The organism is Paracoccus onubensis, from assembly GCF_003591515.1.
Lineage (GTDB): Bacteria > Pseudomonadota > Alphaproteobacteria > Rhodobacterales > Rhodobacteraceae > Paracoccus > Paracoccus onubensis.
This window is the reverse complement of the sequence record NZ_QZCG01000007.1, coordinates 123467-141542: the sequence shown is the minus strand read 5'-3', so window position 1 is coordinate 141542 and position 18076 is coordinate 123467. Positions and strand designations below refer to the sequence as shown.

At 58.5% G+C, this 18076-nt stretch carries 16 protein-coding genes; 5 read left to right on the top strand and 11 right to left on the bottom strand.

Annotation, left to right across the window (positions count from 1 at the left end; all coding sequences use genetic code 11):
- Positions 1 to 5 precede the first annotated feature (5 nt).
- The 5 genes from D3P04_RS11610 to D3P04_RS11585 all read right to left on the bottom strand — a co-directional run bounded on the left by D3P04_RS11610 (position 6) and on the right by D3P04_RS11585 (position 5381).
- On the bottom strand, positions 6 to 905 hold the full coding sequence (locus tag D3P04_RS11610; RefSeq protein WP_119749235.1) for a sugar phosphate isomerase/epimerase family protein: 900 nt from the start codon (positions 903 to 905) through the stop codon (positions 6 to 8).
- A gap of 270 nt (positions 906 to 1175) precedes the next feature.
- Positions 1176 to 2006: an ATP-binding cassette domain-containing protein gene (locus D3P04_RS11600; RefSeq protein ID WP_119749003.1), complete on the bottom strand. Its 831-nt coding sequence runs from the start codon at positions 2004 to 2006 to the stop codon at positions 1176 to 1178.
- Between the two features lie 10 nt (positions 2007 to 2016).
- Entirely contained in the window at positions 2017 to 3093 is a 1077-nt protein-coding gene (locus D3P04_RS11595; protein ID WP_119749001.1) for an ABC transporter permease, read from the bottom strand.
- 83 nt (positions 3094 to 3176) lie between these two features.
- Entirely contained in the window at positions 3177 to 4121 is a 945-nt protein-coding gene (locus D3P04_RS11590; protein ID WP_119748999.1) for a sugar ABC transporter substrate-binding protein, read from the bottom strand.
- Positions 4122 to 4340: 219 nt separating this feature from the next.
- Entirely contained in the window at positions 4341 to 5381 is a 1041-nt protein-coding gene (locus D3P04_RS11585; protein WP_119748997.1) for a LacI family DNA-binding transcriptional regulator, read from the bottom strand.
- Between the two features lie 280 nt (positions 5382 to 5661).
- On the opposite strand from D3P04_RS11585, the gene D3P04_RS11580 reads away from it, so the two are divergent.
- A complete protein-coding gene (locus D3P04_RS11580; protein WP_119748996.1) occupies positions 5662 to 6012 on the top strand; it encodes a hypothetical protein in 351 nt (116 codons plus the stop codon).
- Positions 6013 to 6015: 3 nt separating this feature from the next.
- Here D3P04_RS11580 and D3P04_RS11575 read toward each other — a convergent pair whose 3' ends face one another.
- Positions 6016 to 6672 (bottom strand): winged helix-turn-helix transcriptional regulator, encoded by a 657-nt coding sequence (locus D3P04_RS11575; protein WP_119748994.1) that lies wholly within the window; start codon positions 6670 to 6672, stop codon positions 6016 to 6018.
- Between the two features lie 97 nt (positions 6673 to 6769).
- On the opposite strand from D3P04_RS11575, the gene D3P04_RS11570 reads away from it, so the two are divergent.
- Entirely contained in the window at positions 6770 to 7504 is a 735-nt protein-coding gene (locus D3P04_RS11570; RefSeq protein ID WP_119748992.1) for a DUF1428 domain-containing protein, read from the top strand.
- A gap of 37 nt (positions 7505 to 7541) precedes the next feature.
- Entirely contained in the window at positions 7542 to 8021 is a 480-nt protein-coding gene (locus D3P04_RS11565) for a VOC family protein (protein ID WP_220475315.1), read from the top strand.
- Between the two features lie 184 nt (positions 8022 to 8205).
- Here D3P04_RS11565 and D3P04_RS11560 read toward each other — a convergent pair whose 3' ends face one another.
- From D3P04_RS11560 to D3P04_RS11540, 5 genes are all read right to left on the bottom strand, one after another.
- Complete coding sequence (locus D3P04_RS11560) at positions 8206 to 9537, bottom strand: purine-cytosine permease family protein (RefSeq protein WP_119748990.1); 1332 nt, start codon at positions 9535 to 9537, stop codon at positions 8206 to 8208.
- 31 nt (positions 9538 to 9568) lie between these two features.
- A complete protein-coding gene (locus D3P04_RS11555; RefSeq protein ID WP_182912821.1) occupies positions 9569 to 11530 on the bottom strand; it encodes a hydantoinase B/oxoprolinase family protein in 1962 nt (653 codons plus the stop codon).
- 9 nt (positions 11531 to 11539) lie between these two features.
- A complete protein-coding gene (locus tag D3P04_RS11550; protein ID WP_119748986.1) occupies positions 11540 to 13567 on the bottom strand; it encodes a hydantoinase/oxoprolinase family protein in 2028 nt (675 codons plus the stop codon).
- Positions 13568 to 13690: 123 nt separating this feature from the next.
- Positions 13691 to 14650, bottom strand: a complete 960-nt coding sequence (locus D3P04_RS11545; protein WP_119748984.1) for an AraC-like ligand-binding domain-containing protein — start codon at positions 14648 to 14650, stop codon at positions 13691 to 13693.
- 160 nt (positions 14651 to 14810) lie between these two features.
- Entirely contained in the window at positions 14811 to 14990 is a 180-nt protein-coding gene (locus D3P04_RS11540; protein WP_119748982.1) for a hypothetical protein, read from the bottom strand.
- Positions 14991 to 15636: 646 nt separating this feature from the next.
- Between D3P04_RS11540 and D3P04_RS11535 the strand changes: the two genes are divergently transcribed.
- Complete coding sequence (locus D3P04_RS11535) at positions 15637 to 17691, top strand: type VI secretion system Vgr family protein (protein WP_119748980.1); 2055 nt, start codon at positions 15637 to 15639, stop codon at positions 17689 to 17691.
- A complete protein-coding gene (locus D3P04_RS11530; protein ID WP_119748978.1) occupies positions 17688 to 17939 on the top strand; it encodes a PAAR domain-containing protein in 252 nt (83 codons plus the stop codon). Before D3P04_RS11535 ends, D3P04_RS11530 begins: the two co-directional genes overlap by 4 nt.
- Positions 17940 to 18076: the final 137 nt, after the last annotated feature.

Here is an 18076-nt window from a genome sequence, read left to right as displayed (position 1 = left end):
GTGCCTCATTTGAAATATTGATCGAGATAGCGCTGCATCTCGCCACGCATGAACCTGCCCGACTCGTCGGCCTTTTCCTCCCACGCGAAGACGCAGGCGGTCATGATCCCGTCAAAACCGATCTCTGCCAGCGTGCGATAAAAGTCGTCCCACGGCACCTCGCCCTGCCCGATATTCAGATGCTGATGCACACGGGCCGACGATCCCGGCGGATTGATGATATAACGCAGACCCGAGCTGGCCTTGTGGTTGAAGGTGTCGGCGATGTGGACATGGGCCAGAACATCGGCGCATTCGCGCAGCATCGCCACGGTATCATCGCCGAAATAGAAGGTATGCGGCGTACAATAGAGGAACCTGACGCGCGGCGAGTTCACCGTGCGGATCAGATCCACCGAGGGTTGCAGCGTCTCGACCCAATCCTCGGGATGGGGTTCGATATGCAGGTTGATGCCTTCCTTCTCGAAGATCGGCACCAGATCCTCGATCGAGCGCCACCACGCATCCTCGCAGGCCTCGATCATCGAGCCGGTATGGCAGCAATAACAGGTGCCCTTGTCGGGATGCGGGCCGCGGCCGAACTCGCTGTTCATCGTATCGACGCCCAGTTCCACGGCGATCTCGATGGCACGTCTCCAGTGACGGACGGCGGTCTTGCGCTCTTCCTCGTCATTGCTGGCCCAGCGGTACATGGGCAACAGGCTGGCGATACCGACATTGGCGTCATTCAAGGCTTTTCTGAAGGCATTGATGCGGTCAGGAAACACACGCGGCGCCTTGAACCATTCAAGGAAATCCCCGCGCGGGCTAAGTTCGATCCATTCATAGCCAAGCTCTGCCACCTTGGAGGGCAGTTTCTCCAGGCTCAGATGGCGGTGCATAAAAGGGTCGAGGGCGATTTTCATGGTCATGCCTTTTGGTGCAGCGGACAGGCCGCCGGGCATCCGCCGGCGAGTCACAAGTTCCGCATGATCGGGTTGGGCGCGGAGGATTACCCCGCGACCGGGTCAGTTATAGCTGTCAAGATTATCGGAGGTGACAGGCTCGGACGGGTTCCGAACATTGCGGTCACCGCGTTTGTCACCGTCATTGCGGAGCCCGCAGCATCACAAACGACCGGCGCGGGAAAGGCTTTCTTCAAGACCTGCATCATGCTCTCCTGCTGTTGGCGGATCTCAGGCAGCGATCTCATATTCGGGTTGCGTCTTGGCACCGGTGATATAGGCGACGACATCTTCACCATCGGTTTCCTCTTTCTGAAGATTCGCGCAGATCCGACCGCGCCGCCAGACAACGATACGGTCGCACAGATCCATCACCTGCCTCATGTTATGGCTGATCAGGATCAACGGCTCGCCCGCCTTTTTCAGAGTCCGGATGATGTTTTCCACCTGCGCGGTTTCCTGAACGCCAAGCGCCGCCGTCGGCTCGTCCATGATGGTCAGCCTGGAATGAAAGGTCGCGGTGCGGGCAATGGCCACGCATTGCCGCTGACCACCGGACATGTTCTGGATGGTATTGCGGATATTGGGGATTTTCACCCCTGTCTTCTCCAGCCCGCGCCTCGTCGCCTCTCGCATGCCCTTGTAATCCAGGATCGAGAACGGCCCCAGATTGAACAGCCGCTTTTCCCGCCCAAGGAACAGGTTGTCGGGCACGTCAAGATGATCGGCCAGCGCAAGCGTCTGGAACACCGTCTCGATCCCGGCCTCACGCGCGGCCAGCGGTCCTTCGAACTCGACGTAATCGCCGTTGAACCAGATTTTGCCCGCCGTCTTCTGCTCGACCGCGGTGATCTGGCGGACGAATGTGGATTTGCCCGCCCCGTTATCGCCCATGATCGCCACATGCTCGCCCTTGCGGATCTCGAAATTGCAGTCGATCAGGGCATGGACACCGCCATAATGCTTGGTCAGACCCTCGGTGCGCAGGATCACCTCGCCCGGATCGGCCTGCGGTTGCGGGGCCTCGGCACCCGGGATGTTGGTTTGCAGATCGCTTGACATGATATCCTCCTCAGGACCTTGCTGCCGCGCGGCTTTGACGCCACTGGTCCAGCACGACGGCGCCGACGATGATCGCGCCCTTGACCATTTCCTGATAATAGGCATCCAGCCTCAGGAAGGTGAAACCCGATATGATGACGCCAAAGATCAGTGCGCCCAGAACCGTGCCCAGTATCGTCCCGCGTCCACCGGCCAGAGAAATGCCGCCGATGACCGCCATGGCAATCGCGTCCAGTTCATACATCACCCCCATGCCGGCCTGTGCGGTCAGGTTCTTTGCGCTCAGCACGATGGCGGCGATGCCCGCCAGGAACCCGGCGATCGTGTAGACCAGAACCTTGTGACGGGCGACATTGATACCGGACATGCGTGCCGCCGCCTCGTTCGAGCCGATCGCATAGGTGTGCTTGCCGTAGACGGTGTATTTCAGGATCAGATGGAACAGGATCGCCAGAACCGCGAATATCACCACCGGCATCATGCCTTTCCCGATAGCGGCATAACCTTCGGTCGGGAAAGACACCGGCTGACCGGCCGTCCACCATTTCGCCGCTCCGCGCGCCGAAACCATCATCCCCAGCGTCGCAATGAAGGGCGGGATTCGGGTATAGGCAATCAACAACCCGTTGATGAATCCCGCCAGCAGCCCGCAGGCCAGCCCGACCAGCACCGGAACGATCACCGGCAGATTCACCCAGCCCCGGTCAAAAAAGACAGCACGGGTGTTTTCCAGGCCGTTGATCTCACCCACCTGAGCAAAGCTCATGGCGATCATCGCCGTCATGCCGACCACGGAACCTGATGACAGGTCGATGCCTCCGGTAATGATGACCTGAGTCACCCCAAGCGCGATGATCCCAATGATCGAAACCTGCAGAATGATGATCTCGAGCCGCGCCATATTGAATATCGCATCAACATTCTCGCGCGTGTTGAACAGGAAACTGTCATTCATCAATATTCGTCCGAGCAGTTCGAACACGACGACGATCAAGGCAAGTGCGATGGCGACACCTGCTTCCGCCGGAAGACCAAGTTTTGACTGCTCAAAACTCAGCCCGCCGACGCCGTGCGACGTATCTGGCATGATTGATCCTCTCTCGCGGGGTTCAGCCCGCCTGACGGTTGTCCGGCGGCACCGCCCGCGCCGCCCGGATGCGAGGCCCCGCCTCAGTTACTCTGCGTGAATTCGGACATGTTCTCGGACGTCACGAGTTGGAAAGGCACATAGACCTTCTTTTCCACCTCTTCCCCACGCGCGAGCTTCAGCGCCGCGTCCAATGCGCCCGAACCCTGCCCGGCGGCGTCCTGAAACACGGTGACATCCAACTCTCCTGCCGCCATGGCCAGCAGCGCGTCCTGCGTCGCATCGATGCCGCCAATGACGACGTCATCCATGCTGATGCCCGATGCCTTCATGGCCTGAATCGCACCAATCGCCATTTCGTCATTATTCGAGATCACCGCATCGAAAGGCTGTCCCGCGGTGAGCCAGTTGGTCATCAGATCCTGCGCCTCATCGCGCATCCAGTTGGCTGTCTGCTCGTCGATGATATTCAGCGTGACCGCGCATTTGCCCGCATCGATCACGTCATGAATATCGGCGGTACGCTGTACGGCGGCCTGGTTCGAAAGCTCGCCCATCATGACATAGACATTGGCCTCGCTCTTGCCGGCGGCGGCCAGCTGATCGCAAATCTCGATGGTTTCCAGCGTGCCGGATTCGCGCTCATCCGAAGCGACGAAAGCCTGACCGTCCGGCAGCGTATCGACATTGACCGGCTCGCGATTGACGAAGACCAGAGGCACGCCAGCCGCTTCTGCTGCATTGGTCATCGCCTGGGTGGCCGAGGTATCCACCGGATTGACGATGATCGCATCCACGCCGCTGGCGATGAAGTTGTTGATCTGGTTAAGCTGCTTGGCCACATCGTTCTGCGCATCCTCGATCTGGACATCCACCCCGTCCATATCCTTGGCGATATCCCGGATACCGTTCCGCAGCACGGTCAGGAAATTGTCGTCGAACAGCGCCATGCTGACACCGATATTCTCGGCCGATGCCGTCCCGGCCAGCCCGGCGACCAGAGCGGTCGCAAGCATAATTCTTTTCATTGTCTCCTCCAAACGCGAAACATATGCGCCGTCAACGCCACGCGGATATGCCTATCCCCCGCCAAAAGCGGTGGCAGCAGTTCGGCTCCCTTCAGATTGCAGCAGAGCCTCCCTACCCGTGCCGCTGGCGTTACGATCTCTGATTCCGTTTTGCCGGTCAATAAAATGAGTCGCCAAAAGACATCATGTGTGATGCAAAATGAAATTCAGATGATGTAATTACCTCATGAACTCGCTTTCCGGTGTCCAGACCTGCGGAGGAAAGAAGCGCTGGCCGGGCGTTTCTGCCATTCCCTTGTCCGAGGCCGCGATGATCATCCCGATCAGATCATCTGCGATCTGCTGCACCGGTGTCGACAGCACGACACTAAGCGTCTGATCCTGCAAACCCGCACGCGATTCCGGCGTCAGCTCGTTGACGATCAGCACCATATCGCCGGGTTTGCGCAACTCTCGTACAGCCTCGATGGCGCCCTCCATGCCGCCGCCCGCACAATAAAGCCCGACAAGATCGTCATGCCGGGACAACAGATTGACCGTCGCCTCATAGGTCAATTGCCGTGTCTCGAGGTTGATCTGCGTATCCAATAACTGAAAAGCCGGTGCCGACTGGCGGAAAAAGCTGCGAAAGCCCGTCTCTCGCAATTCATGGCCATGGTAGCGCGATCCGCCGATGAACAGGGCAACCTTGCCGGGCCGTTTCGACAGACCGGCGATGAACCAGCCCGCTATCCGACCGACCTTAAGATTATTTGTCCCCAGATAATTTTCACGCACACCCTGCGCAAAATCCGATAGAAGCGAATAGACTGGCACCCCGGCACCACGCAGTTCCTGCACAGCCTGAGTGACCAGATGATGATCTATCCCTGTCGCCGCAACCGCATGGACACGCCCCCTGAAACCGCGAAGTATATCCGAAATCTCTCCGGGTTGACCGGTTTCGGTGAAGCGCGTCATGATCTCGATCCGGCGCTGTGTGCAAGCGCGCGCCTGCGTTTCGAAAATCGCCTGCACATCCTGATAGAAGGCATGCCGGGGTTTTTGCAGCAAGAGCCCCAGTCGCAGCTCGGCCTTATCGGCCAGCATCCGCTGCCGGATCACATTCGCGCCGTGATACCCGATCTCTCCCGCTGCCTGATGGACACGGCGTACGGTTTCCTCGCGCACGTTCTGGCGGCCGTTCAATACGCGATCAACGGTCGCGGTGCTGACTCCGGCGGCCCTGGCCAAATCGGCAATCGTTGGTCGTCGGGACATGATGGCCTCACATCACAAAGAATGACGTAAATCATCAATCAGATGATAATGTATTGCAACAGGTCCCGCCGCGGCGAAAGCCGCACGGTTTCGCGCGTGAAGAGGATACCGGCTTGATTGGATCAAGCTTCATGGGGCACGCATATACCGATGCTTTCCGCCCCGCAGGGATGCTATACAAGGATCATCCGGCCGTGCCTCACCTCCAAAAGCCAACAGGTGCCAACGACCGGCTTGCCGCCGGCGGCACGACCGAGGCGCCCGTGTCGCGGCAGGTAAGATGTTCGGCGTCTATTGGGAAATTTCGGGCACCAAAGGAACGATCATCATGGATGGCGGGCGCTTCAACGAGCTGAAGATCGCGCAGTTCGGCGAGGACAAAGGCAACCGAGGCTTCAAGACCTTGCTTGCGGGATCGCAGGTTTCGAAATTTGCCACCTTCTTTCCGTTCGATTTTGGCGGTGGCGGGCTGGGTTATTTCGACGTGAAAGTGATAGAAATCCATGATCTGATCACCGGCATTTGCGAGCCGGACGGCTGCGCCTCCGATTTCACCTTTGGCTTGCAGAACATGCGCTTTGCGGATGCAATGAAACGCTCGCTGCTCTCGCGCATATGGGAAACCGTCTGAAGGTCATGCCTGTGGCTCGAGCCTGAACAGCGACAGGAAATCTTCGGCCGCACTGGTATCACCTTCGGTCTCGACCATACCCTGGGACATCAATGCCGGCAGAGGGGTCGTGCCATAGACCGCCGCCGCCACCGTGTTTCCATTCCCCCGAAGCACAAAGGGCGCGTCGGGCCTGCTGACCGCGGTCGTCTGCAGCCTTCCTGCGGCCAATCGCATCTCGAATGCTTCGTTTCCGAAGTCGAATCCCGCCAGCGCCTCTCGCCCTTGCGCAAGGACAGGACTCAAATTGACCCCCATTGAGATCATCAAAGCCGAGGGGCTGATGAAGCGCGACACATCATGGCCCGGCACAGTCAGCGCCCAACGGCAGAGCGCTTCAAGGACCGGAAGCAAGCCATACCCAATCCCGGTAAGCGAATAAACGCCAAGCCGTTCGTCGTGAGCAATCACTCCCGCTTGCGCAAGCTGTACCAGACGACCGGTCAATACGCTCGCCGTGATACCCGGCAGACCGGCCCGGATCATCTGGAACCGTTTCGGCCCAAACATGAGTTCACGCACGACCAGCAGCGCCCAGCGGTCACCGATCAGGTTCAGCGCATGGGCTGCCAGACAGCCTTCATCATAGCGGATGCGTGGTTCTTTCACAAATTCAGTCATATTTTAATACTTATAGTTGTTTTTTCATACTATCAGTGACACACTGAAACCGCAAGCGGGAATCGCCCGCGAAAAACCAGCGGAAAGGTGAAATGACATGACTTACTTCACAGGTATGGTCGCCGCAGTGCCGACCGCCAACAAGGACAAATACGCAGCCCATGTCGCGGCAGCCTGGAAGCTGTTCAAATCCTACGGCGCCACACGCATGGTCGAGACCTGGGGCGTGGATGTGCCCCGGGGGAAGGTTACCGATTTCTATGGCGCGGTAAATGCCGGCGAAGACGAGACCATCGCTTTCTCCTGGATCGAATGGCCGGACAAGGCGACTGCGGATGCCTCCTGGCAAAGGATGCAGGACGACCCGGCGATGAAGGATCTGCCGGAAATGCCCTTTGACGGCAGCCGCATGATCTTCGGCGGCTTTGCCCCGATCTACGACGCCGGAACACGCAACGGCGCAGGATATTATCAGGGCTTCTTGCTGGCCGTTCCGGAAAAGAACAAGACGCTCTATGCCGAAATGGCCGATAAAGGCTGGAAGATCTCCGAGAAGGGCGGCGCAATCGGCATGATCGAAAACTGGGGAGAAGACGTGCCCAGCGGCAAGGTCACGGATTTCTACCGGGCGACAAAGGCCGAAAAGGGCGAAGTGCCGATGTTCAGCTGGACGGCCTGGCCCGACCGTGCCACCTGCGACGCCGCATCGAAAACGATGGAGGCCGAGATGGATGACATGGACGACATGGACATATCCGATATACCGTTCGACGGAATGCGGATGATGTGGGCGGGATTCGAGCCGCTGTTCGATTCGGCAAAAGCAGCCTGACGGCTGTGCAATCCCTTCAGGATGAGGAGGAAGTCAGATGACCATCGCCAAGAACACGATTTGTCTCTGGTACGACACCGATGCCGAGGCCGCCGCCCGTTTTTATGCCGAAACCTTCCCCGACAGCGAAGTGACCGGCGTTCATCTTGCGCCAAGCGACTATCCCTCGGGCAAGGCAGGCGACGTCCTCACGGTCGATTTCACCGTCCTCGGCATACCCTGCCTTGGGCTGAATGGCGGCACGACGTTCAAGCATAGCGAGGCGTTTTCCTTTCAGGTATCGACCGAAGACCAGGAAGAGACCGATCGCTACTGGAACGCCATTGTCGGAAATGGTGGTGAAGAAAGCGCCTGCGGCTGGTGCCGGGACAAATGGGGCATCTCCTGGCAGATCACCCCGCGAATACTGATGGAGGCCCTTGCCGCCGGAGGCGACGGGGCGAAGCGGGCGTTCGAGGCGATGATGGAGATGAAAAAGATCGACGTCGCCGCCATTGAACGCGCGTGCCGCGTATAACGCGTTCACCGTCCGACAGCGGTTTGTCAAACCGCCCGGGAGGGTAAACGCATCAGCGACATCGCCCCGAAGATCAGCCCTCTCGGATAGCTAACGCCCCATCAACAGCCCGGCCATCGCCCGGGCCGTTTCAACCACCGGCAGTCGAGGCAAACCAGCCCATTCTCCGCAATGTGATCCCGGTTCAGTTCGCGGTTGAGCGGTTCAGGATCATATAGGCTAGCGCCGCCACCACGAAAGTAGCAGGAGCCGAATAGACCGCGATCGCATCACCCGCGAAATGCATCACAAGCCCGACAAATGCCGCGAACAGCCATGCCCCGAGCCCGGCAGGATTGACGGCAGCGGAATTCTCCAGCGAAAAGCTGCCGGGATCACTGGCTGATCGCTCTATCTGCAGGATATGGGTCAGGGCGATGGCAACCCAGGCCACCACGAAGATCCCCTGATATGCCAGTGCCTGCAGGATATAGGCGAACACATCGGCCAGCATCAGCACATATGTGATCGCACCGACCACGCAGGCCCAGACCATCTTTGGCAACTTGATGCGAAACACCGTTTCCGCAAAGCTCTCCATATTGACTGCCGCAAGATAATAATTCGCCGTATTGATGCGTGTTTGCGAAATCCACACGAAGGCCAGACCGGCAAGTCCCATCAATTGAATCAATGCCAGAACCACGGAAATCTCGGTCACGCCACCCTCGGTCGGCAGGCTTGCGGCAAGGAAGATCCCGACCAGGCCGTTCAACAGGAAGGTGACCAGATAGAACGGCGCGCCGAAATTGATGTTACCGTGATAATCCGCGTCCTCCTGCTTGCCGAACCGCGCGAAATCATAGGTGAACATCATCAGGATCCAGATGCCCATATAGGCGGTGAAGCAGTTCAGCCAACCATTTTCCGGCGACCCGCCCTCGGGGCCAAGTTTCAGCCATGCGTCGGAATAGCCATGGGTGGAAACGGCCAGAATCACGGCCGCCAGCAAACCCAGCAGATAGAAAGGAAGCAGGACGCCATTGAACTTGTCCAGCCAGTTCTGGATCGAACCGAAGATCAGCACAACCGAATAGATCACGACGATCAGTGCAGCCAGCATATAGGACATGCCCGTATAGCTGTTCAGGGCCAGCGCAATGACCGAGCCTTCGAACACCGCGTAATAGATGGCGGTGGCAAAGAAGATCAGCGTTGCGATGGCTGCCCCGGTCCGGCCCAGCAGGATTCGCGAGAACAGCGAAACCGATAGCCCCGTCCTGATGGCGTGGCGAGACAGAACCGCATTGACCGCCGCGAAGGTAATCACCGACAGCACCATTCCGATGATCGCATTGACCGATCCATAGGCAAGCGCCAGCGTCGCCGCCACGACCAGATAGAACATCGCCGAGCAGACCGACCACCATGCCATGGTCAATGGCAGGCGCGCCATACGCTGATCGGGCGGAACGGGCTGGTCGGAATATTCCAGCCCTTGCTGTTCATCTTCCGTCATTTTTATTGTTCCAGCCATTTTTTTCTCCCTGTTGCGGCGCTCAGATCCGCTATGCCCAGTGGCTGACGGTCCGGCGCTCGAAGCTTTCCCTGAATTGCGCGGTGGTTTTTTCAAGCAGTTCGCCCGTCTCCCAATCCAGGATCGTGGCGTAGCGCCGCACCGCGTCGAGACTGTCGATCTCGCCTTTCCGATAAAGCGCGGCGACCTCCTTTGCCGGCATCCGCGCCCAGTTCTTGCGTTCCGCCCGGATCTCGTCCCGCAACTTCCCGGTTGCAGGCAGATCGATCTCGAATTCGCAAAGATCCGCGTCGATTTCGGTGACGACAACACCGTAATCCTTGGCCGCCCTTTCAATGGAAACGTAATCGCTGGCCACGTCATCACAGACCGCCTGCGGATCGCGTTCCAGCGGATCGCCATACCCCCCGCCTCCGGCCGTCGGCCTGGCGAATTCGTCGCCTGTATAAACCGGGTAATCGGAAAAGACCGAGCCCAGCCATTTCGCTTCCTTCTCACCGCTCCGGCGGATCGAGAGACCGTGCGGCATCGATGGCAAACCGCCCTCGATACCCCAGACGACAGCTCTTTCGCGGTCGCAGATATAGGACATCACGGCATGCTCGCTTTCCAGCAGGATCGAGGTTTTCTGGACCCCTGCCCCTCCGCGCCATTTCCCGGGCCCGGCACTGTCGCGCAGGATCTGGAATTCGACGGTCCTCGTGGGATTGACCCGCTCATTCCCCTCGTTGGGCTGAGACATGAGGCCGGTCCCGAAACAGGCGGTTGTCACATCCGAACCGTCCTTGCCGTTCCGGCCTCCCCAGCCGCCCGGCAGCCATTCATAGAACATGAAGATCGGCTTGTCCGGGGAACGGAGGTCGCGGCCACCGGCAAGCAGATATTCAAGATTGAACGCGCAGGCGATCGATTTCTCAGGCATGATCTGCGACCACATCTCGAAGATCGCATTCATGATCTTCTCGAAGGGCATCAGGAAGCCCGTGACCGCCACCGGCCATGCGGCACTGACCACGCTGTTCTCGGGCGCCTTGATATCGATCATGCGGTAAAAACCCGAGTTCAGCGGAAGATCGGGGAAGAAGGTCTTCATTCCCGCCACAACCGCCGAAAAAGTGGCGCCGGGCGCGGAGTTGTAGATGGACGAGATGGTCGGGTGGCTGCCCTCGAAATCATACGTGATCCGGTCGCCCTTGATCGTCATCCGGATCCTGATCGGGATCATTCCCTCGCCCTTTGCCGGATCGCGATCTATGTAATCCACTGTCTCCCATTCGCCATCCGGCAGCGCGGCGATTCGACTGCGGACGGATTTCTCAACATAATCCTGCACCGCGCCCATGCCCTGAAGAACCTGATCCTTGCCGTATTTCCGGACGAGGCGCAGGATCTCGCGTTCGGCCACGGCGGTCGCGCCAGCCTGCGAGTGGATATCGCCGATGATCGAGGCCGGGTCGCGCGTGTTCTGCGCGATCATCTCGGCAACGTCATGACAGAATTCGCCCGCGCGAAACAGACGGACCGGCGTGATCCTGACCGCCTCGCGGAACATGTCCCGGGCAGAAACGTCGAATGACCCCGGCACCGAGCCACCCAGATCCGACCAATGACCGTTCGACTGCGAAAAGCCGATCAGATCGTCATCGTCGAAGATCGGGCGCACAAGCCGGACATCCGAGAAATGCGTACCGCCCGCATAGGGATCGTTGATGGCGTAGACATCGCCGGGCAGCATTTTGCCGGAAAAGACCCGGATGACATCCTTGCAGGTGAAATGCAGCGTTCCGACATGAACGGCGATATCCTGATTGCCTTGCGCAACCGAATTGCCTTCGGCGTCATGCAGTGCGTTCGAAAAATCGCGGTTATAGATCACGAAGGAATAGCAGGTGCGCAGCATCTGCTCGGCCATCAGGTCAACCGAGGTGATGAAGGAGTTTTTCAGAACCTCGAAAGTCACCGGGTCGAGGCTGCCCGTATCTTGCGTTTTCATATCCATTACTCAGCTTTGTGTATTGATGCGGATGTTGAAATACTCGTCGACCTCGGCGGACATGCCGGGTGGAATGACGGTGGTCGCATCGAATTGCTCGACGATGGCCGGACCGGCGATCATCGCTCCGGCTTTCAGGTCGTCACGTTGATAGATCGCGGTTTCATGCCCCTCGTTCTCGAACCAGACCTGACGCTTGTCGGCAGGTTCGGGCAGGTGCTGTTCCACAGGATGTTTCCGAAGTTCGGCCTTGGGGACAAGGCCGACCGCCTTCACCGCCACCCGAAACAGCGACACCTCGGCATCCGCGCGCGCATAATTGTATTCGCGTTCGTGATGGGCGTGGAACTCCTCCACCAATTGATCGATATCGGTGATTTGAGCCGGTGCCGGAACCTGAAGCGAGCGCCACTGGCCCTTATACATCATCTCGACGGTACGGCTCAGGATCATGTCGTTTTCGGCGACCCCCTCATGCCCAAGCTGGGCCATCGCCTCGTCCTCTATCCGCCGGAAGGCGGCTTCAAGCTCTTCGGGCCGCGTCTCGGCGGCCTGCTTCATGAAGCTGTCGGAAAAATCATGCTGGATATCGACCAGCAGGCAGCCAAGAGCCGAGGTCACACCGGGATTGAGCGGAACGATCACCGTTGGGATCGAAAGCTCTTTCGCCACCGCCGCACCATGCAACGCGCCCGCCCCGCCAAAGGCGCAAAGCGCGAAGTCGCGCGGATCGTAGCCGCGCGAAATGGACAACAGCCGCACGGCATTCGCCATATTGGCATTCGCCACGCGGATGATCGCCTCGGCCGCCTCGTGCAGTTCCATGCCGAACGGTTCGGCAACCGTTGCCCTGACCGCTGCTTCGGCCAGCGCGGGGTCCAGCGTCAGCTTGCCACCGGCCAGCGTCGTTCCCAGCCGGCCAAGCACCAGATTGGCATCGGTATTCGTCGCGACGTCGTTGCCGTTCCGGTAGCAGGCCGGGCCGGGATATGCGCCTGCGGATTGCGGACCGTTGCGAAGCGATCCGCCCTCATCGCGCCAGGCAAGCGAGCCGCCGCCCGCACCGATGGTCAGAACCTCGATCGAGGGAAACCGGATCGGAAAACCATATTCGATATACCAGTCCTTGGTGATCCGCGATTCCCCCTGATAACTGACGGAAACATCCGTCGAGGTTCCGCCCATGTCGAAGCCGATAGCGTTCGGATAACCGCAAAGATTGCCGATGAACCGGCTGGCGATGGCGCCCGCCGCAATTCCCGACCCGGCAAGACGCGCCGCGAAATCGCGCACAGCATGCGGGGTCATCACTCCGCCGCCGGAATGCAATAGCAGCAGATCGCGCGTGTATCCCTCGGCCGTCAGCCGGTCGCTCAGGCGTGAGACATAATCCACCACCACCGGCGATACGACCGCATTCACCATGGTCGTTGAAAACCGTTCATGCTCGAATATTTCCGGCATGATTTCAGCCGAGATGGAGATCGTCACATCCGGCATAATCTCTCTGAGGATATCCCGCATGCGCCGTTCGTTTTCGGAATTAACGTAGGAATTCATGAAGCAGATCGCGACGGATTTGATATCGCGCTTCTTTAATATTTCCCCCACGCGCCGCGCCCCGGCCTCGTCGAGCGGTTCGATGATGCGGCCCTCGGCGTCGATACGCTCGCGAACGGTCAGCCGGTCCTTGCGTGGGATATAGGGTTTGGCGACGTCCTTGTAGGTATCCCAGAGATCCTCCTTGTTGGCTCTGCGGATTTCCACCACATCCCGGAAGCCTTCTGTGCAGATCATCGCGCTTCGTGGCAGGTTGCGGGTAATCAGTGCATTGGTCGCCACCGTCGTACCATGGGAAAACATCGACACGCCGCCAAGATCGATCTGGCCGACCTCGATCCCGTCCATAACCGCGCGCATGGGATCGTCTGGCGTCGAAGCGATCTTCTCGATGCGGATCGCGCCCGTGTCCTCGTCCATGATGCAGATGTCGGTGAATGTACCGCCCACATCGACTGCTACTCGTGTATTCTTCATTCAATTCCCTCCTTGGAATCCGGACATGATTTCCCGACCGCCGGGATATGCCCCGGCGAATAGCGGACCCGTTGGGCCCCGGTCAGTTTCTGGAATCTTTCGAAGCGCCGGGTTCGGCCGGCACTAGATCTCGCGGATGGCCGTCATCGCCTCCCTGCGAGTTTCGGATGCGGTTTCGCCAAATTTCGCGCGGTAATATTTCGAGAACTGCGCCTGATCCGAGAAGCCCCAATCATAGGCGATATCCGAGATGCTTCGGCTCGACTGAAGTGAACGCAGTTCCTCGTTGCAGCGGTTCAGCCGCCTTTCACGGATATAACCCTGTATCGATTGATCGGATTCCTGGAACAGCCGTTGCAGATAACGCAGGGAAATGCCGCAACCTTCCGCCACCTTTCCCGGGCTCAGCTCCATATCCTTGAGATTCTCGCGAATAAAGTTTTCCGCACGCGACAAATGCGCCGCGCGCACGGATGACAGGCTGCTGGTCAGGACCCGCTGATCATCCATGATCGCCAGACCCAGCAATTCGGTCAGATTCGTTCCGGCCGCGCCACGCGCCACATCGTCAATCAGGTCGATATGACGGATGACCGTATGCAGGCTGGACACGAAGAAGGACGCAATGCCCGTTCGTCCGTCGAATGTCAGACCGCCCAACCGTTCCGACCTGCCCAGCCTTGCGCGCAGATGGGCGGTCGGGACCTTCAGAACCCATTGCCGGTTGCGTTTCGTATGCCAGTATTCATAAGGCGCATCGCTGCGTTCGACCAGAAACCCGCCGGGACGGCATACCGAACGCCTGTCGCATTGCTCGAAGCTGATGGTATCGTCCTCGGGAACCGCGATCAGCAACGAGCTCTCGGTTTCTTCAAGCAGGTGACGATCATGCCGCCGGTAGATCAGCCCATCGCAATGAATCCTTGAAAGTTCGACACTTCCAAGCCGCCAGCGGCTCATGCTGCCGCTGAAATGCTCCTTGTCATGCGGCTCGACATCCAGCGAGAAATAGGCTTGGGATACCGCCTGACGCCACGCGTTGCGATTTTCCGCCAGAGCATAGTTGTTGTTTGCACTCCCCATCTCAATTCATCCCTCCAGAGAAGCCATGAATCCCCCCTTCAAGAGATAGAACACTAACACGATATCTCCGAAATTCTTGTATATATGCGAACATTCTTTTGTCAGGACGCACATAAGGCCCGCTGTATTTCATCGGTTATCGATAACCATGATCTGGGTCTTATCCGGGCGTCGATTCCGGCGCGGCAACCATCATACCCAACATCGCGAGATCCTCGCCCGCGGTAAAATACATGGCGGAGCCCAGGGGACGATCGATCTCGTCAATGGCCGGATAGCCTTCGCCCAGCGAGATGAAAACATCCAGATCATGCGCCCGATGCCGCCAGAAGACGCCCACGGTGAATTCATGCAGAAGCGCGCGGTCCTATGGAGTGATCGGCCTGGCCTGTGCATCGAAATCATCGACCCGCATCAGATCCGCCTTTTCCGAACCGTCTTGTCCCGTTCCGCAGCTTACCATTACTCCGTCGCTTTGCCATAATCGTCATGAACCGCCCTGCATTCCAGGACCAATCTATTTGCATCGAGTGTCGCTTAAAAGCGCCGCATTTTTCTGCTGTATCTAACCTGTAGACGACAGCATTATGTGGTAAATCCCGCTTGTGAAGGCTTCGATTGCGTTCAGCCCGATCAACGCATTGTGGTTATTTAGACATCGCTCGATGATATCCCCTGTCAGCTGCCGTGTAAAAACTCTCGGGTGAAATCATCGCGCAGGCCGCCACCTGTACGGCAAACCGATCCGGTGGCAATATCGCGTTTCGGAAGCGCGATGCTTTGCTGACGGTACGCCCTCCAGCATCCGCTCCGGAAGGCACCAAGTGGATGCATGCCCGGAATTCCGGGATTCCACAGCAAAAATGAGGCAGTTTTCCCTGATCCGATGCGTTCTTATTATTGTGATGCTTCAATCTAGGCTGTACCATCCCTATTCACCGAACAATCCAGTTTAGCTTGGTCCGGGATTGCAAGAGGAAACGCTGATGAACGCCCCTTTTAAACAGTTCGAACGTCTTGGCCGCCTTTCCACTGAACTTGGCGAAGATGTTTTGGTTCTCCTGCGTTTTGACGGTACGGATTATCTTAACGAATTGTTCGAATATCGCGTCGAAGCGCTGGCCACGCGCGACGATCTGGATTTCGACGCATTGATCGGCACCCATGCCACCGTCGAGGTCGAGGCGCATCAATCCGTGAAACCATTCGACGGAATCGTAACCAGCGCCCGCTGGGCTGGCGTGGGTGAGAACGGGCACCGTTACGACCTGACCCTGCGGCCCTGGTTCTGGCTTGCGGGCAAGCGGCGCAACCAGCGGATCTTCCATCGCAAGACCGTGGATCAGATCCTGCAGGAATTACTGGACGATTATGCCGGCCTGGGCGATCCTCATCTTGAGATCAAGCTGAGCAATCAATATCCGGAACTTGAATACACTGTTCAATACCGCGAATCCGACCTTCAATTCGCCCGGCGTCTGCTGGAGCGTTTCGGGATCAGCTTCTATTTCCGCCACGGCAAGGGCAGCCACTCATTGGTGATCACCGATGACGAATTGAACCTCGCCGAAATCGGCGAGCGGCCCTTCAAGCGGTTCGACGGGCATCACCAATATGATCAGGAGCATTTCTGGGAATGGGCGCCCGAGCGCAATGTGACCACGGGTGCGATCCGGCAGACCGATTATAATTTCAAGATGCCCACCCAGAAGATGGAGACTGCCCATCAGGGCGACGCCGCATATGCTCAGGGTCAGATCGAAAGTTTCGACTATCCCGGAGATTATCTTGCCGAGGCTCCGGGCAAGATCCTGACGCGGATGCGCACCACGCAGGAGCGTGGCGGGGACCGCCGCAACCGGGCCGTAGGCGACTGCGTAAGTCTGGCATCGGGATTGCGGGTCAAGCTGGGCGGGGACAAGGTACCGGGTCACGGAGAGACCTATATCTGCCTGTCCGCCACGCATAGTTTCGTCAGCGAAGCCTATGGCTCGGGCGGCCGGGACAGCGACGGTTACAGCTATTCCGGTTCCTGGGTGCTGATGCCGGACACCGCGCCAATGGTGCCGCCGAAACGCACCGATATCGCGCGCGTCTACGGCCCGCAAACGGCCGAAGTCGTTGGCGAGGGCGAGATCGACTGTGACGAATTCGGGCGAATTCTGGTGAAGTTCCACTGGGATCTGGACCGGGCCTATTCGATGCGTTGCCGGGTCAGCCAGAACTGGGCAGGCAATGGCTGGGGCGGGATGGTGATCCCGCGCATCGGCATGGAGGTCGTCGTCGAATTCCTTGAGGGCGATCCCGACAAGCCGCTGGTGACGGGCTGCGTCTATAATGGCAAGAACAGGGTTCCCTATGACCTGCCCGCCAACAAGACCGTCAGCACCTTCAAATCAGATACCCATCAGGGCAGCGGTTACAACGAATTCCGGTTCGAGGACGAAAAAGACCGGGAAGAGGTCTTCATGCATGCGCAGAAGGACCATAACACGATCATCGAGAACGATGAGAGCCACTCGATCGGCCACGACCGCAGCAAGACGGTTGGCAATGACCAGTCGGAATCCATCGGACATGACAAGACGATCAGCGTCGGGAACGACCACCGCGAAAATATCGGGAACGACATGTATTATACGGTCGCCCGCAACCAGCAGGAGGATTACGGCAAGGACCATATCCACAGGGTCGGTAATGTGCACAAGCAGACGATCTATGCCGATCACCTGTATGAGGCCGGCCGCAATTTCGAGGGCGAGGTTTTCGGACGCTACACCCTGGATGTGGGCGACTCGATCACGAACAATACGAAGCGGCACACGCTGATGGCCTATCAGACGATGCAGATCAAAGGCCCCGGCGGCAAGATCACCATCGACGCCTCTGGCATCACGCTCGAGGCGCCGACGATCTGGCTGAAAGGCAATGTCATCATGGGAGGGTCGGGCGGCGCGCAGGTTCCGACCCTGCAGATGGCCGCGCGTGAGGGTTTGCCGCTCTGCGAGGAATGCGCGAAATTCGACGAGGAACAGAAATGATCGTTGCATGCGTGGGGGACCAGCATTCCTGCCCCATTCACGGACAGAACACGATCGTCGAAGGTGGCAGCAGCACCGTCAACGGCCGTCCCATCGCCCGGGTCGGGGATAAATGCGCCTGTGGCGGCGTCATCGTGGAAGGAAAATCCGGAGCATTATCCGATGGAAAGCCCGTCGCCTATCTGGGCTCGAAGACCAGCTGCGGCGGGGTCATCAGTGCCTGCAGTGGAAGCGCGCGCTTTTCGTGATGATCGATAAGAATTGTCGTGCCCTCTATACTGCGTGATTGCCCGCATCTTTCCCAGGGCGTCAGCATTATTCCGGTTTCTACGATAAAGCGCGACCCACCTGCCGCCGATCCGGGCACGAAACGGCGGCAAAGTCA

What these genes read in the sequence shown, in the direction of transcription:
- D3P04_RS11610 (WP_119749235.1), bottom strand. Translation starts at nt 905, where the DNA reads ATGAAAATCGCCCTCGACCCTTTTATGCACCGCCATCTGAGCCTGGAG.
- D3P04_RS11600 (WP_119749003.1), bottom strand. Translation starts at nt 2,006, where the DNA reads ATGTCAAGCGATCTGCAAACCAACATCCCGGGTGCCGAGGCCCCGCAA.
- D3P04_RS11595 (WP_119749001.1), bottom strand. Translation starts at nt 3,093, where the DNA reads ATGCCAGATACGTCGCACGGCGTCGGCGGGCTGAGTTTTGAGCAGTCA.
- D3P04_RS11590 (WP_119748999.1), bottom strand. Translation starts at nt 4,121, where the DNA reads ATGAAAAGAATTATGCTTGCGACCGCTCTGGTCGCCGGGCTGGCCGGG.
- D3P04_RS11585 (WP_119748997.1), bottom strand. Translation starts at nt 5,381, where the DNA reads ATGTCCCGACGACCAACGATTGCCGATTTGGCCAGGGCCGCCGGAGTC.
- D3P04_RS11580 (WP_119748996.1), top strand. Translation starts at nt 5,662, where the DNA reads ATGTTCGGCGTCTATTGGGAAATTTCGGGCACCAAAGGAACGATCATC.
- D3P04_RS11575 (WP_119748994.1), bottom strand. Translation starts at nt 6,672, where the DNA reads ATGACTGAATTTGTGAAAGAACCACGCATCCGCTATGATGAAGGCTGT.
- D3P04_RS11570 (WP_119748992.1), top strand. Translation starts at nt 6,770, where the DNA reads ATGACTTACTTCACAGGTATGGTCGCCGCAGTGCCGACCGCCAACAAG.
- D3P04_RS11565 (WP_220475315.1), top strand. Translation starts at nt 7,542, where the DNA reads ATGACCATCGCCAAGAACACGATTTGTCTCTGGTACGACACCGATGCC.
- D3P04_RS11560 (WP_119748990.1), bottom strand. Translation starts at nt 9,537, where the DNA reads ATGGCTGGAACAATAAAAATGACGGAAGATGAACAGCAAGGGCTGGAA.
- D3P04_RS11555 (WP_182912821.1), bottom strand. Translation starts at nt 11,530, where the DNA reads ATGAAAACGCAAGATACGGGCAGCCTCGACCCGGTGACTTTCGAGGTT.
- D3P04_RS11550 (WP_119748986.1), bottom strand. Translation starts at nt 13,567, where the DNA reads ATGAAGAATACACGAGTAGCAGTCGATGTGGGCGGTACATTCACCGAC.
- D3P04_RS11545 (WP_119748984.1), bottom strand. Translation starts at nt 14,650, where the DNA reads ATGGGGAGTGCAAACAACAACTATGCTCTGGCGGAAAATCGCAACGCG.
- D3P04_RS11535 (WP_119748980.1), top strand. Translation starts at nt 15,637, where the DNA reads ATGAACGCCCCTTTTAAACAGTTCGAACGTCTTGGCCGCCTTTCCACT.
- D3P04_RS11530 (WP_119748978.1), top strand. Translation starts at nt 17,688, where the DNA reads ATGATCGTTGCATGCGTGGGGGACCAGCATTCCTGCCCCATTCACGGA.